The following is a 14,822-nucleotide window of genomic DNA, read 5'->3' on the forward strand; positions in this document are numbered from 1 at the left end:
CACATCCTATCCTATGAATAACACCGGTACTGTTACTATTGCCCTCAATAAACAAAAGCTGTACAAGCTGGTCATCCTCTCTACTGTTTTCCTAATGCTGGGCTGCTGGATGCTGCAAAGCGCCGATGACCCGGAGCGGCCATTTTTCGGAGTGCCTGTCATAAAGGACATCGTGGCAGGCGGCTGTCTCCTCTTGAGCCTAGTGGGCCTGGCTACAGGCTTATTCAGCCTGCTGGGGAGCGAGCGGGGCGTGCTGATCGACGACCAGGGTATTACCGACCGCTCCAGCCTGGCGGGCGCCGGCCGTATCCCCTGGGGAGATGTGCAGTTGCTGATCACCGCTACTATCGTAAACCGGCCCCTCCTGCTGCTGATGGTCAAAAACCCGGAGCAGTATATCCGCCGGCAACGTAACCTCCTGCTGCGGAAAATCATGCAGATGAACTACCGGCAGCATGGTACACCGGTGTGCATTGCAGCGAGCCGGCTGGCATGTAGTGTGACGGAACTGGAAGGGCTGGTGGAAAGTAGGTTGGCGGGGTATAAGGGAAAGGGGGTGAGGGTGGTAGAAAATTGATGTTTTAGCTCAAATGTTTATTTCAAACTGGCTACAGCCAGCGAACAATCTGCTTAAAAATATAACTCTGTATAAAAAAAACGACCTTACCTCATCAAAAGCAGTATTTGTATGGAGAAAAAAATAACCGAGGAATTGAATCAATTTCTAAGCACATCACATATCATTAACCCAGTGATTAAGGTTCATTCAGAGCAATTAAGTTTCTCATCTTCCGTTCTTAATTATAATACTGTAACAGATTTATTGCTTTTAATTATAGGCTTCTTTATTTTTTCAAAAGTAAATTTTAGCACGAATATCGCAATGGCAATAATTCTGTCCTTGATTATTGTTTCCAGCTCCTGGTATAATTTCATGGCAATTAACCATGTAATTATAAATTTTGCTACAAAAACTATCATGGTAAAAAGCAGAAACCCTATAAAGAGAATCTGGTTAAAGATTACAACCAAACAAGACTATACAACTCTTCATTTTGAAAAACTTGAAAACTTCTATAACCAACCCACGCTCTATTTACCATCGTTTAGGAGATACAGATTAAATTTCAAACTCAAAAAGGGAAACATATTCGTTTTAATTGATTTCACTGATGAAAAATATTCTAAAAGGATCGCCTTTTACTTAAATAAACTTGTGTTAAATCGTATTTCTCGGGAATAAGATTGAAAATCCGCAGGCATCCTGCGGATTTTCAAATTACAATGTGGCTTTCTGGAATCCCATCTATAGAAGTTCACTAATCAGTGTTTCCAGCCCATTCAGCGTTAAAGATGAATTATATAGATACAAGCTATCACCATCATCCTCACAATAGGCAAACATAGTTGAATGGAGGGAACTCGAACTGTAAGAAGGCGAACTTACTAAAGACATAATGTCAGATATCAGTGTAGTGCCAACTTCGGAAACGTTATAGATCATTATTAACAATGTTCTTTTAAATTCTTCCGATTGAGCTATGTCTTTCAGTAATTCGTCACCGCAATCACTCACCTCATTGATTAGTATATTCTTTTTATTGACTTTAAATTCCTTGTATTGCGCCAATTCATATCCAAGGGAATACTTTTGCGGCTGTATAGTAAGTAAGGTTGTTTTTTTATGTAAAAAAAAATGCCTTAGTATGGTGTGAAAAATCCGCTCAGCCAACAAATAGTCTCCTTTGTCGGATTGAATTATCTTCTCCCAGGATAAATTATTGTTCTTTATGTGCCTGATTTTTATCTCCATGTGCTATTCATTTTTAAGTTCAACTATTTTTTCACCGACAGTTTCTCCTCCCATTGATCCCAAAATCCCCCCTATGATTCCTCCTCCAAGCCCACCAACAAAACCACCAACCGCCGTACCTGCCGGTCCTGCAAACGATCCGATGAAAGCTCCTCCCTTAGCTCCTATTGCAGCACCCGTCAGCGCTCCTCCCCAACTTCCGGCAACTCTACCTCCGGCTACAATTGTATTATCTCCTGATTTACCTTCCTGAATATCAGTTTTTATCGCAATTCCCACTTGTAATACATCTGTTACTACCGCTACCGGTTTAGCCACTTTCCCTACTCCTTCCATTACCTGCCCTGCTGTTCCTAATGTTTTCAATGTTCCTGCAGATATAGGTGTATGTGGATCGGGAACTCCGGTAACTTTGGGGTTTATATTCAAATGCGGGGTGGGTGCCCCACCATGAGGGTTATCTACCCGTACAGCCCATTCGCCAACAGCTTTACCAGTAGTTTTACTTATCCTTCCCAATTGGGTGTCCCTTAAACCTGTTACCGTTGCACCTCTTACCGGCTCCAACTGGTATCTGCCATTCAATCCGAATAGTGCACCTTTTGCTGTGCTTCCAACCGCATTGGCAGGAGCGCTCACATATTTGGGCAGAGTAGAAGTATCTCCCAGGAAATCCTTGTATCTGATGGGATTGTTACTCATCGCAATATAAGGACTTTCCCAATCTGTCGGTTTAGGATCAACCTGCCACCATCTTCCTATCTGTGGATCGAGATTTCTATAAAAAGCATCGTATTGATTGAGATCCAAATCTGTTGTATGTTCTATTCCATTATATTTCTTCCGATTCTCCGGATAATTCACACCTTTAAGCGCATTAGAAGAAATCCCATTCATTGTGAGTCCAAACGGATAATAATGCGTCTCCTCCAGCAAGGGGCCCTGGATCGTATTTACCACTACATTATCAAAGAACACATCCTGTTGGGTCTCATTGCTCGTGTATACATACAGGAAACCACTCTTGGCCACCGGTATCTTGTCTACCGCCAGGGTCTGCAGCTCGTCTGGCGTGGCTTTCACCTGCCGTACACCGCTGTTCTCATCTACTAAGTTAAACTGGTCATCGAATAAAGCTCCCTACCCCTGGCGTGGGGTTCCAAACAATGAAATCAGAACCTGACACAGTTTATTTTACACTTCCCAGGCTTCTTCCTGCCCATAACAGAATAAGCACCCAATTCTTGCGGTTTACTTAGTTGGCATATTGTGGTATGAGGATAACCAACGCTACACCCTCTCACCAGCGGTGTACATACACCCTCGCTCAATGAAAAATCGTACTGACATTACCCTAATAAAAAATCTTCCAACGGTCGAAAGATTGTATTCACTCCCTTCTTTAACTTTCTTCTATAGCTATACAAATATTTCTTTGAAAGGACTGGATCTTTATAACGGTACAAACGATATAGTTCAAATTTGCTATCATTCACCAATTCATTAGCCAACGAAACGGTAAGTTGGTTCTGACAAAGGCTTTCTGCTTTTATGCCTAGTTTTATAATTTTCTCAAAGCAATATATTGCGATATCCGCTTGTCCGGAAGATTTCCGTAATGACCCCATAGTATAAAGCACTATTAAACAATTAGAGTCAAGTTCAAATGCTTTAATTATATATCTTTCTGCCATTCTCCATTTTCTCCAATCTAAATATTCCCTTTGTATCCCATCTTCATTAAAACGGCTCTCATCCAGATAAGTTTGAGCAATACATTGCAAAAGATAAGGATCATCCTTATAGTTTAGTTTTCTAATGAGGTTTCTTGCTTTTAATGAATCTTTTGTTATCGTATCACGAAATTCTTGCAAAACACTATCTCTATTCATACTCTACTGTTTTTTCTTTTTAGCGGCATCCGCTGCCTTCTGTTCTCTAGCTCTTCTAGCATTTGCATTTTCATGCTTATTACGGCTATTCCCACTTTGACTAGTATTATGTTCTCCTCTAACTTCTCGATTGCTGTTTCTCGTTTTACTCTTTCCTTGCGCAGTAGCCTGTTGTCGTTTTGTTGCTCGCTCTTTAGCTGCAGCTTCTTTTGCTTGAGTGGCCTTTGCTTCCTGTACCAAATCCCTTGGGCCCTTCTTATTGCTCCCCATGTATTTAATGGGCTTGAATAAATTCTTAATCCCCATAACAATTGTAGTTGTTCCATGTACTATTACAGGAACAGCAACAACTGTAGCACCTCCCAAACTAAAGACTTCACCAGCTCCCGCCGTAACATCCTCTATAACGCCTGTATATACTGCTGTAGCATCTCCTATCTTTTGACCTACCTGATAAGCAATAGCGTTATTTCCTATAAGTCCTGTGTTATCAACATCAATTCTTCCAACTCCCACTAAGTTATCGGACACGAAAGCATTTACTGCGCCTGCTGTTGCAGACAACACTTGTTGGCCCGTTTCTACTATTGCAGCACCCAATTTATCTAACAGTCCTGGCCCACCTGGTTCGTCACCCAAAAAGTCATTATACCGGACCGGATTATCATAGTTAAATGCGTACGGAGACCACGCCTCCATATTCTCAATCTTCGGATCTATCTGGTTCCATCTGCCTATCTGCGGGTCCAAATTACGATAAAATGCATCGTAAATATCCAGATCCAGGTCGGTTGTAAACTCTATGTTATTGTACTTCCTTCTATTCTCCGGATAATTCGTCCCCACCAACGCATTCGTGCTGATTCCAGCCATGGTCAACCCAAAAGGATAGTAATTACCGTCCCTAAAAAAACAGCCTTCAAAGAACTCTATTACCCCTAAAAATAACCCTTTCTCTTTTTCAATTGAACAAAAAAATCCAGGCCATTGCTGTGACCTGGATTTTACGTAGATTGAACTGCTTTTAATGCGGACAAGTATTAAAGCAACTCAAGTGCCTGGGTCATCGTGCCCGGGCGCCTTTTTTCCAGCCATGCCCTATACCATTGCACCAGGTAACGCACACGCCAGGCTGCATACTCCTGCTCCGCTGCCTGATCACCGCCTGCCCAACGGTTACGCAGCTGCTCCAACTCGTAAAACATTTGGTGGATGTCATGTTCTCCATAATTGTGCAGCCCGTAGCCGCATTCCATAAAATACTCAATAGCCTGCCACCGTTCGCTGCTGCCATTGGTTCCGTAAAGGCCATGCCCCAGGTCATTAATAAAACGCTGCAGCACACCGCTAAGCTCCACGCCCAGCAGCTTGCATAATAAATGTACCTGCTCCGGCACCTGCAGGCTAATACAGCGTGCGGTTGCCCTTAAAGGCGGAACGGTTGGGGCATTGTTGGTTGTTTTGTTTTCCATAATAAGGATGGTTTAAAAGTGATACAATAAATATTAACTGCAACAGTCGGTTAATAGCGCTATCTGCTCCTGCAGCTCACACCGCCGGGCTTCATCTTTGGTTTCTGACAGCATACACCGTAAAGCTTTGATAGCACACTTATTACAGTGGCATATTAAACGCGGGGAGTAGTAAAAGGCGGTACCACAATCACAACAGGCATACCGCCCGTAATCGGCATCCAGTGAAGGATTTAAAAACCATAATAATTCCATTGGATATATGTTTTTGATGATAAAAAAATAGTAAGCAGCAAAGAACAGCTTAGCGGCCAGCCATTAGCGGCGTATGGGCAAGGCCAAAAGGAACGCGGAATAAAAATGCGTGGATTACTGACGCTGATAACTTGACGGCGCTGGTGCAGGCTTTGACGGGGATGGCTTATACTGTCGCTTTTTATGCCGAACCTTTTGGCGGCACGGGCGGCAGGTACTGCGCGTGAGCCGGCGCGGTAGCACGCCGCAATAAATTTGCTGAAGCTGTTTTTTATGCTGTTCAGGGTTGTTCGGGCGCTTAATAGCATTCCTGCCGCTATCCTATTGCCCGAAGGGCAACCCATCAGGGAACCACCCCCCGGCAGCTATAAGCTCCCGCTTAACCGGAGTACCACCGCCACAGGCCGCCATTCCACCCTGGCCGCGGGGGCCGGGACTGCAGCCGTTGTAACACCGCACTACTAACACCCTGCGGCTGCAGGCAGGCACCCGCAGGCCGCGCCTGCGGCCTTATTAACAGCCGGGAGCGCAGCGGACGGCAAATAAAAAAGATAAGGCCAGGGTGGTTGGCAGGTGGCGGACGCAGGTGGTGGAGGCGCCGCGGATGTGCAAAGGAAGGGCATGCGGGCAGGGCACATACGCACCAGGCGCCGGACAGCGGCAGCACGAAGCGCAGGCAAAACCGTGACAGGTACGCAGGGCGTGGGATTTGCGGGTGGGGCTACCTGGCGCGGTTTTTTATCGGGAAGCCGTGATGACCGCTGACCGCTTTCCCTGTTTCGCTGGGTTTTGCGCTGTCACTGATGTTGATGGATGACGCCGGATATCAACCAGCTCTCCTTTAGACCCCCAGAACCACAATCTGGTGCTCTTTACAATACCGGGGAGCAAAAAGCAAGAATCGAACCCTGGACCTACTGCCTTCTAAGCAGTTGCCCATAGCTTTACGCAAGTACGACAGACTCTGACGCTGTTTGTCTTTAGTGCCCAGAACTGGATTTGAACCAACACGTCTTACCGGTGCGGAGAGAGGGATTCGAACCGCCGGTTCGATTCCTGTCTGGCATAGGGAACAGGAGTTAAACACCTTGATCAGATTTTCGTATATTCGCTTTGTAATGGAAGTTATTAAAGACATATTTGTCAATCTTCTTTCTGACTTCATTTCCCACATTTTGGCCTGCTGCTGGGGAGTGGCCTATACTTCCTACCTTTTAAAAAAAATCTAAATCTTGTGCACTTAAAAAATAGCGCTTAGAACCCGCTTAAATTCGCTCAAAATAAACGATCTCACTATCAGCCTTTGATCTTTCCTCCTATAAAAAAAATGGCTAAAATCACCTCATTTTAACGCATTCCTCAACCCATAGGATGATACTTTTTTAACGCGTTTTGCAGATCATCCAGGTTACACTGCTCATAACGCTGCGTACTGCTTACATACCTATGCCCGGCCATGTACTGCACCTGGCGCAGATTATACTGCTTTAACCATCCGGCAATAACACTACTGCGTAGCAGCTGCGCAGTCAATACGCCGGGATTTTGCTCCCGCAACTGTTTCAACATCCAGGCTACCTGGTTAATGATGTTGTATTTACCGGTAAATCCTTTCTTCTGTTCTACAAGTAATGTCCCTTCCTTGAACTTGTTGGCCTTCAGATAAGCCTGTAAATCCATCATCTGCACCGCTTCCAGCTTCAACCAACGCTCATTGCGGTACTTACCCCCATGGATAAAAATCTTTCCTTCATTTAACCGTAGGTCCCGTGCCTGCAGCCGGCCTACTTCATCGGTGGTTAACCCCTGGTACACAAACAGCCCCAGCATGATCTTCTTGCTCAGGTCTACACGTAGCTGTATCCGGTACTGATCATAAAGGTGCTGCATTTCAGACACCGTTAACAGGTTACCCGGCAGCTTACGCGGCAGCCCCTTGATAAATACCCCTGCTGCCGGGTTATCCGTCCGCAACCCAACGGCCACCTAGTAGCTGAAGTAATGGCGCAACACGCATAAAACACCGCTTACGGTCCTTTTGCTTTTCCCTTTATCCTGCAGCCAGCGGATAAAGTCCAACAACTCTGCATAGGTCACATCTGCTGCGCTTAACTGTTCCTGGCCTAACCAGGTCATAAACTGAGATAAACTCTTTTCATACGTGCGGATAGTGCCACCGCTAAACTGCTTTTGCTGTAAATAAGCTGTAAACATCATAATACATCATTTACCAGGTGAGTGTAAATCTGCGTACTGTCCAGTACCGCATGTCCTAAAAACTCCTGTATCTGCTCCAGCTCCATACCGCTTTGTAACAGATGCGTGGCAATACTGTGCCGCAGGGTATGCGTACCTATATTTTTCCTTATACGGGCTTTTTTTTCCAACTGCTTTATCCGTACATATAAACTCTGGTCCAGGAGCGCTACGCCCTTATTTGCCCCGATAAACAGCTTTTCCGTAGCCTTTTGCAACAGCTGCGGACGCGCGTAATCTATATACAACGCCAGCAGCTCACCGGACAGCCCGCTGATCGGCACATAACGCTCCTTATAACCTTTACCCTTACGCACATACAGCAAGCCCCGCTCCCTGAGTACGTCTTTTACTTCCAGGCTGGCGCCTTCATTTAGCCGCAACCCACAACCGTAATACACCGCCAGCATAGCAGGGGCACGGATGCCCAACACACTATCATCCGTAGCCCCGTACAGCGCCTGTACCTCCCCAACCGTTAACCATACCGGGGTATTGCGGTCTTCTTCCAGCCGTTTCAGCGTAAAGCCTATTCCACTTTTACCCGTCTGGCGCACGTAACTGCTGAACAGTTGCAAAGCCTGGATATACTTGTTAATATGATTATTACTATGACCACGCCGGCTACGTATGCCCGTTCTCGTCTTCAAAACCTCTATAAAAGCAACGGCATCGCCGGCTACCAACTGCTGCAGACTGTGCTTACCCTGCTGTTCCTGGTAATGCAAAAACTCCTGCGCGTGTTTCGGCAGGCTATAAACACTGCTATCTGCATACCCCAACGTTTGCAGCCACTGCTTAAAGCCGGCACATAACAATACATGCTCATTACTCTGTAATAAGTATACTGGTTCCATAGCTGGTAAAATTTGATGGTAAAAGAGGGGGTATAGGGATAACAGGTATATGAGGAGAAACAAAATTTTACTACTATAGTCTTTTTCACTGGCGCAGTTGGCGTAGTAGCCTAAACTCTTGCCTGTGGCGACGTTTACTGCGCCACTAACTTACTGGCGCAGTACTGGCGTAGTAGGCGTAGTAGACCCGATTTGTGATAAAACATGCTGCAGCTGCTCTTCTATTATGCCGGTGAGTTGATCGTACTCGCTTCCATCCGCTACCGCATATTCAAAACCCTTACGGTGCTTATACCCACTTACCTGGCGTAAGTATCCATACTGATACAGTTCCCGTATATAACGCTGCAGCGTACGAGGCGGCAACCTAAACGCCTTCCTTATCTGCTGGGGCGTAAAGCTTTCCTGCCCGCTGGATGACAGCCAGGCTTTCAGCTGCTCCAAAAAATTACGGGTAGCCTTCGCAAGCTCGTCACCCTTGCTGAACAGCACTTCCTTTAACAACCCGAACGCTGCCCGTATATCCTCCGGCGTCGTTTCTATATAAGCACTGCCGCTGCTGTCCCGCTTTACTTCCCGCTGGTACTGATGATAAAAAGTCACCGTTTCTATAAACGATAACAGCAGCGTCATGGTTCTGCGCGGCTTAAAAATCTGCTCCGGCAACCGGATATAAGCCGCGTATGGATTCACCACCCGTACCGGCTGCAACACCTGCTGCACGTGCCTGAACAGCTGCTTTACCACCTGCTGCTGGCTCTGATCGACGAGCCCCGCGCTTAACCGCGTCTGGTACTCCATAATATGCCCGTCCTTCTCCTTACTGCCATCCACATACAGCAGCAGGCAGCGGTTGGCGTTATCCTCATACAGCTTCTCCCTGGTGGTGCAGCCGCTCACGCTTACCGGACCTTCTACTGTAACCGTGATCGTTTTCAGGTGGCCTTTGCTGTCCTTCAGCGTCACCGTCTTGGATATACGCCGCTTGCTCTGCAGCTCACGCAGCGGGTATAGCGATGATTCCGCGCCGTCCAGGTCTTCTATCAACAGCAGCTTATGTTTCAGCTCTTCCTGCCGGAAGTAATAAAAAGCGTTCTCCGTGATCTGCGTGATCTCTATTTTATCATCTGTTGGTATCAGCTCGCTCACCTTCTCCTGCAGGTACGTTTTACCGCTACCGCTGGAACCCAGGAACATAATATGCAAAGGCGTGGCTTGCTTTCGGCTGCTGTACACCAGGTACGCTATTAAGCGATTGACGGTTTCACCAACGATGCCTGAACGCCCTATATCTTCGCTGGTACGGCGCAGCAGCTCCGGCTGTTGTAAGTAATTAATAGCCGCCTGCCGCTCCGCTGCCGTGAGCTCCGGCTTTGCTGCCGGCTGCGGCTGCAGGCGCTCCAGCCGCAGCGCCCGGTAACCTTCCAACGCGCCCGTTAACCCGGCTATCAGCCCCGTAACTACCTGCAGGCTAATGTCAAACGCTTCCGACAGCTTACTGATCAGCTGTTCGCTGTGACTATGATTATACAGGTCCAGGTTATGACGTACCGGCAGTAACGGTTTATGCCGGTGCTCCACCTTCAGCGTGACCCGCAGCCGGTCCAGCCCCGTGAGCTTGATACCGCCCAATACGGTAATATGTAGCTGGTCCCCATCGTAGGTGAGCAGCTCCGGGTTGGACGTGTTTAACCTGGTATCCGTAGCCTGTGGCATAGACGGGGTAAGGGTTTCAGGTGCCGGATTTTCTTTTTCAACTGAAGAATAAAACGTAACCGGTTGCCGCCCGGCTATCAGGTCTGCTAACACCTGGCTGTCATCATGCGACTGCAGCACGCTGTTAACATCCTCTCCATCCGGTAGCGCTACACCTGTCATCTTTACCTGCGGCAGCAGCCCCGCCAGCGTGCCGGCATGTTTGACCGTAGCCGCACGTCCGGCAGCATCGCCGTCCAGCATAAAAATGATCTCCTGTAAACCGCTGCAGGCAAGTATCGCCTGCTGATGCTCCTGCGTTAACCCATTAGTGCCATACAAGGCTAATACTCCGTACTCTCCAAAAATCTCCGCCTGCTGTAACAAGCTGGCCGCATCGATTACACTTTCCGTGAGTATTAACCTTGTAACTGCACCGTCCGGGTAACATGGATAAAGGCCGGTTCGGCCGCTCAGGTAAAAATGCCGCTGATCACTGTCATTACTGATGCTGCGGCCATAAAGAGATACAACCTTATGTTCCTGGTTGCGCAATGGGAAGATCACGCAATCTTTAGCCCACACGCTATGCCCATGAGCAACATTAGGCTTTAGCAGCCCGTATTTTACCATGCTGCTGACCAGGTGGTGATTTTTACTCTCCTGGTGCAACCCGCCGCTGTTATAACCCACCTCATGCGCCTGGTAGTTAATACCTCTTTGCTGCAGGTAACTGATAGCTTTTTTAGTACGGGGTAAGGCTATCTTAAAGTAGCTGAACACCTTCGCCATTAACGCATCCCGTTCCAGCAAGTCCGCGGCACTGCCGGCTGTTAATGCTGCCTGAGCGTTTGGCGTTATGCGTTCAGCATGGATTGGGCTTTCATAATAGCCTCATGCTTACTGCATTTTTCCAGCAGCTGGATAAACTGTAGCTGGTCGCCTGTGCCGGCGCTGCAGTTGGAAGAAAAACAGCAAAATGTATCTGTCTTGGGGTACAACTGCAGGCTCGGCGTCTTATCCGCATGGAACGGGCAGAGCAGCCGGTTATAACGGTCCGGCTTTAAACCGTAATGCGCGGCCACTTCCAGGATAGATAACTGCTGTTTGATCTCCTTGATCTCCATTGTGGAAAAATTTTTTACTACTACCTATTGGTCGCAAATGCAACGCATCCATCTTTACAAACCAAGTTTTATACGTTTTGATTAATACCTATAGGTAGAGTATTTTTGCATAAACCCGTCAAAATGGGTCTATTTTAATACGTTTCAGTATGACCATTGGAGAACATATTATGCTGCTGCGCAAGCAAAAAGGCTTATCCCAGGCCGATCTAGGTAAACAGATTGGCACTTCCGGGGACATTATTGGCCGCTATGAACGCAACATCATGACCCCATCCATTGAGGTCATTATCAAAATTGCGGACGCCCTGGCGGTGTCTATTGATTACCTGGTAGGTAAAACTAACCTGGTATTGGATAAAACCACTTTAAAACGACTGGAAGATATTAACGCTTTACCTGGTGAGGCCAAAGATTATATCCTTAACCATATTGATATTATGATCAGGGACTTTAAAAACAAAAAAACGTATAGCCATAAATGATAAAAGCCGCAGACTAACGCCTGCGGCTGCCTATAAATATTACAACTGTTAGCTATTGATGTTCCCCGATATTATAGTCTTCCAAAGTGAACTTACTACTACATCAAGTTCATCCTGATTACTCCAATATTCAGATATTATACCATAATCATTATACTTTGATATATTGAACCCCTCTTCAATATCGTTATACCATATTACCGATTTCCCAATCAAAGCAACAACCCAAAAGCCGCCACCTTCTGTGCCGTAAGTTGCTTCTTCCCATTTTTCAGGATTGATTTTTATTGCAAACCAAAAACGCTGTAGCCCTCCCACTTGAGCTTTCTCAAATTCTAATATTTTAGTATTTAACTCATCATAAGAAATAGGTGTCCACATATCCTTAATTTTTCAATTTTAATCACATTAACGATTTTGTTGTACCCATGGTAAATATCTCTGATAATCTACATTAAGCGGTTGCTGGTTACCACGTTGCATTGTGCCACCCGTAGGATTTTCAACATAAGGATGTTGGTGTGGATTAGTATGTTGATTAGGCCGGCCATGATCTGTAAAGTCAATATCTTTAACAGGTCTTCCATTCTGGTCAAACTCCCGGGCCTGATTATAAGTACCGTTCCGTCCTTCTCTTGAACCAAGTTGTGTATGTGGCCCCGTGGCTGCAGGGTCGGGAGCTGGCTCTCCACCAGATGTACGGGGTAATTCGCCTGGAGATTGATACTCTCCTATGTTGACTCTACCATTTTGCGAAGCAAAATTTGCAGTTCCATTCCCATTCAATACTGTTCCAATTGCAGAGATTACTAGACCGCCCAGTGCAACCGGTGCACTAACTTCTGTTGCCAGGGCGCCGCTCGCTACGGTTACTGTTACAGCTGATGCCGCCACCCCAGCACCACCCACTTGAGCACTCCGACCACCTAACATAGCTCCAACATCTGCCACATCCAGCCCTGTGTTCCAACCAGACGCAATAGATGGATCTGAAATATTACCAGCAACAGCAGCCCTAAAACCAATTCCACTTAGATTATCAACTGTACCTATAACAGCTCCACCAACACCACCCGCCAAAGCTTTACCCGCCTTTTTAACATCGTTCCAGGTAGGCCAGGGTCCGCCTGGCATCATACCATCCGGGTCAATAAATCTTATCGGGTTATCAAAGGCATAAACATAGGGACTCCATCTACGCATCTGATCAGCTAGCGGGTCTATTACATGCCATACCCCCAACTGCTGATCATACATTCTCGCCCCATAATCATACCACTCTAACCCGCTGCCATCGCTGAACTCCTGGTTCTGTAGCTCTTTACCATTGTATTTATACCGGTTAATCAACCTGGCTGGTAATGATTGACTACTTATCCCCGCCATCGTCAACCCAAACGGATAATAATGCGTCTCCTCCAGTAAAGGCCCTTGTATGGTATTCACCACTACATTATCAAAGAACACATCCTGCTGGGTTTCATTGCTCGTATACACGTGCAGGAAACCACTCTTTGCCACCGGCATCTTCTCTACCACCAGGGTCTGCAGCTCATCCGGCGTGGCTTTCACCTGCCGTACACCACTGTTCTCCTCCACTAAGTTAAACTGGTCATCGAATAAAACAAAATTCAGGTAGGCACGGGGTTTATCCTGCGGTCCTTTGTTGTCCGGGTCCTTCTCCTTCAGGCGTTGATAATCATTGCCGGAAAGGTTCCGGAAGGGAGATAGCTGCTCCGCCTGGCGGGCAGCATGGGACGCATTGCCGGTGTTTTCACCCCCAAATGCCTGTAACAGGCTGGCTACCATATCTTCCGGGGTAACGGACTTATTATCCTTTGGACCGGTGGATTTGTAGAAAGCCCTGGCCCCTACCTGGATCGTATCGCCAGCCATGACCCTGAGCACCAGGGATGGGCCGATCTTCTTACCACCGCTCTTTGCGTTCAGCCTGGCGACAAATTCGTTCTTGGGGGTAGTCTCATCCTGCGGGTAACCTACCGGCCTGGCGGTACGGGTCTCCTCCACGTTGCTGAACAGGGCGGCTTCTGTAGCAGCACTCTCTGTTTCCATGGTGGCCGTGTACATGTCAAAGCTGGTCTGCGTGGTCAGCACGGTGCGGACATTACCCAGGTGGTCTTTCAGGAAGTAATCGTATACATATTGTTGCAACTGCCCGTTGTTGAATACCGGCCGGATACGGCCCTCTTCATGGCTGATCAACTCCAGTTGGTTGTTGCTGTATACGAAGCTGCCCATGTAGTCCGTGGTGGTGATCTTCGGAGTACTGCCGGTATTATCGGTAACCGTCTTTTTCAGCTTATTGCCGGCAGCATCATACTGGTACCGGATACTGCCCTTACCGCTGATGGTGATCAGCTCCGGCAGGTTCAGGTGGTTGTAGGTGATGGCCGTAATGTTCTTGTTCAAATCTTTAGTAAGGTTCCCGTTGGCGTCATAATCGTAATCATCGCCGGTGTTCGTACCGTTAATGAAGTCGCCCAATTTGGCGGTGGCGGTGTTAACGCCGCCATCGCCTACCACCCGCAGCTTGTTGCTGGCTTCACTGGTCTCTTTATAACCATAGCTCAACTGGTCAATAGTGGAGATAGCCGTGCCTATCATCCCCTTCTGGGTCATGGTTTTAATGTTGCCATTGGGATCGTAGGTCAGGTTGCTGACAGAAAAGTCTTCCGTGGCATTGCTGGTAACGGTCCAGTCGCTGCCAGTCCGACGCCGGAAATCGGCTTTCGTAAGCCGGTTGACATTGTCATAGCTGTAACCGTAGACACGGGGAATATTGTCATTGCGCCCTCTCCATTTGATCCCGGCAATGTTACCGTTATACTGGTTGGCACTGAAGCCATAGTCATAGTTCAGCACCTGGCCAAACCACCTTGCCGTAGATGTGCTGCTGCCGTCATTTACATAATCCTTGTTGATACCCTGCAGCCAGCCCCGGATGTTGTA

Annotated in this window: 15 protein-coding genes; 3 read left to right on the top strand and 12 right to left on the bottom strand. The window is 47.2% G+C overall.

The features are described from left to right. Positions 1–13 precede the first annotated feature (13 nt). Together LX66_RS19050 and LX66_RS19055 are read left to right on the top strand one after the other, a co-directional pair. Entirely contained in the window at positions 14–577 is a 564-nt protein-coding gene (locus LX66_RS19050; protein WP_145716512.1) for an STM3941 family protein, read from the top strand. Between the two features lie 111 nt (positions 578–688). Further along, positions 689–1,243: a hypothetical protein gene (locus LX66_RS19055; protein ID WP_145716514.1), complete on the top strand. Its 555-nt coding sequence runs from the start codon at positions 689–691 to the stop codon at positions 1,241–1,243. 63 nt (positions 1,244–1,306) lie between these two features. Here the strand turns inward: LX66_RS19055 and LX66_RS19060 are convergent, their stop codons facing one another. From LX66_RS19060 to LX66_RS19105, 10 genes are all read right to left on the bottom strand, one after another. Then, positions 1,307–1,813 (bottom strand): hypothetical protein, encoded by a 507-nt coding sequence (locus LX66_RS19060; protein WP_145716516.1) that lies wholly within the window; start codon positions 1,811–1,813, stop codon positions 1,307–1,309. 3 nt (positions 1,814–1,816) lie between these two features. Further along, positions 1,817–2,896, bottom strand: a complete 1,080-nt coding sequence (locus tag LX66_RS28395; RefSeq protein ID WP_211366373.1) for an RHS repeat-associated core domain-containing protein — start codon at positions 2,894–2,896, stop codon at positions 1,817–1,819. A gap of 266 nt (positions 2,897–3,162) precedes the next feature. Next, positions 3,163–3,705, bottom strand: a complete 543-nt coding sequence (locus LX66_RS19070) for a hypothetical protein (RefSeq protein WP_145716518.1) — start codon at positions 3,703–3,705, stop codon at positions 3,163–3,165. A gap of 3 nt (positions 3,706–3,708) precedes the next feature. Continuing rightward, entirely contained in the window at positions 3,709–4,746 is a 1,038-nt protein-coding gene (locus LX66_RS19075) for an RHS repeat domain-containing protein (RefSeq protein WP_317130586.1), read from the bottom strand. Next, on the bottom strand, positions 4,746–5,177 hold the full coding sequence (locus tag LX66_RS19080; protein ID WP_145716522.1) for a hypothetical protein: 432 nt from the start codon (positions 5,175–5,177) through the stop codon (positions 4,746–4,748). The genes LX66_RS19075 and LX66_RS19080 overlap by 1 nt, the downstream gene beginning before the upstream one ends. Positions 5,178–6,791: 1,614 nt before the next feature. Further along, positions 6,792–7,418 carry a tyrosine-type recombinase/integrase gene (locus tag LX66_RS19085; RefSeq protein WP_145716524.1) on the bottom strand — a complete coding sequence of 209 codons (627 nt, stop codon included), beginning with the start codon at positions 7,416–7,418 and terminating at the stop codon, positions 6,792–6,794. After that, a complete protein-coding gene (locus LX66_RS19090) occupies positions 7,419–7,649 on the bottom strand; it encodes a site-specific integrase (RefSeq protein ID WP_145716526.1) in 231 nt (76 codons plus the stop codon). Continuing rightward, positions 7,646–8,545 carry a tyrosine-type recombinase/integrase gene (locus LX66_RS19095; RefSeq protein ID WP_145716528.1) on the bottom strand — a complete coding sequence of 300 codons (900 nt, stop codon included), beginning with the start codon at positions 8,543–8,545 and terminating at the stop codon, positions 7,646–7,648. Before LX66_RS19095 ends, LX66_RS19090 begins: the two co-directional genes overlap by 4 nt. 150 nt (positions 8,546–8,695) lie before the next feature. Continuing rightward, positions 8,696–11,032, bottom strand: coding sequence for a toprim domain-containing protein (locus LX66_RS19100; protein WP_145716530.1), 2,337 nt, complete (start codon positions 11,030–11,032; stop codon positions 8,696–8,698). A 65-nt stretch (positions 11,033–11,097) separates the two neighbouring features. Next, on the bottom strand, positions 11,098–11,367 hold the full coding sequence (locus tag LX66_RS19105; RefSeq protein WP_145716531.1) for a CHC2 zinc finger domain-containing protein: 270 nt from the start codon (positions 11,365–11,367) through the stop codon (positions 11,098–11,100). A 149-nt stretch (positions 11,368–11,516) separates the two neighbouring features. Here LX66_RS19105 and LX66_RS19110 point away from each other — a divergent pair, with 149 nt between their 5' ends. Beyond that, a complete protein-coding gene (locus LX66_RS19110; RefSeq protein WP_145716533.1) occupies positions 11,517–11,852 on the top strand; it encodes a helix-turn-helix domain-containing protein in 336 nt (111 codons plus the stop codon). 48 nt (positions 11,853–11,900) lie between these two features. Here the strand turns inward: LX66_RS19110 and LX66_RS19115 are convergent, their stop codons facing one another. Next, the gene (locus tag LX66_RS19115) at positions 11,901–12,233 is read right to left on the bottom strand and encodes a hypothetical protein (RefSeq protein WP_211366375.1); all 333 of its coding nucleotides are present in this window, start codon (positions 12,231–12,233) and stop codon (positions 11,901–11,903) included. A gap of 27 nt (positions 12,234–12,260) precedes the next feature. Then, positions 12,261–14,822 (bottom strand): RHS repeat-associated core domain-containing protein (locus LX66_RS19120; protein WP_317130579.1); only part of this gene is annotated, 2,562 nt, incomplete at its 5' end.

Source organism: Chitinophaga japonensis, from assembly GCF_007830125.1.
Classification (GTDB): Bacteria; Bacteroidota; Bacteroidia; order Chitinophagales; family Chitinophagaceae; genus Chitinophaga; species Chitinophaga japonensis.